Annotated in this window: 1 pseudogene; it reads left to right on the forward strand. The window is 79.4% G+C overall.

The features are described 5' to 3' along the window. Positions 1 to 543 (forward strand): annotated as a pseudogene (locus DW299_RS07945) (primosomal protein N'); the annotation flags it as partial.

Below are 543 nucleotides of genomic sequence, written 5' to 3' on the forward strand. Positions count from 1 at the left end.
CTGGCTGCGCGACGTGCGGGCCGGGCGCCGGGTGCTGCCGCGCGTGCTGCTGAGCACACCGCAGGAGCTGGAGCGTCCCGCCGCCCAGAGGCTGCCGTCGTCGGCGTTCCTCGCGGCGAGGGCGGCGGCCGCGGAGGGGCCCGTGCTGGTGCAGGTGTCGCGCCCGGGGTTCTCGCCGTCGCTCGTGTGCGCGGACTGCCGGACCCCCGCGCGCTGCGCCCACTGCGGCGGGCCGCTCGGCGCGCGGCATCGCGGTGCCGTTCCGGTGTGCGGCTGGTGCGGGCGCGGCGCGAGTGCGTGGATCTGTCCGGCGTGCTCGTCCCCGCGGCTGCGGCTGGCGTCGTCGGGCAGTGAGCGCACCGCGGAGGAGCTCGGCAGGGCGTTTCCCGGCGTGCGCGTGATCGTGGCGGACGGCAGCCACCCCGTGGAGCGGGTGGACGCCCGCCCCGCGCTCGTCGTGGCGACCCGCGGCGCCGAGCCCCTCGCGGAGGGCGGGTACCGCGCGGTCGTGCTGCTGGACGGGCCGCGCATGCTGCAGTCGCC

It is taken from the genome of Microbacterium sp. K35, assembly GCF_004794375.1.
GTDB lineage: Bacteria > Actinomycetota > Actinomycetes > Actinomycetales > Microbacteriaceae > Microbacterium > Microbacterium sufflavum.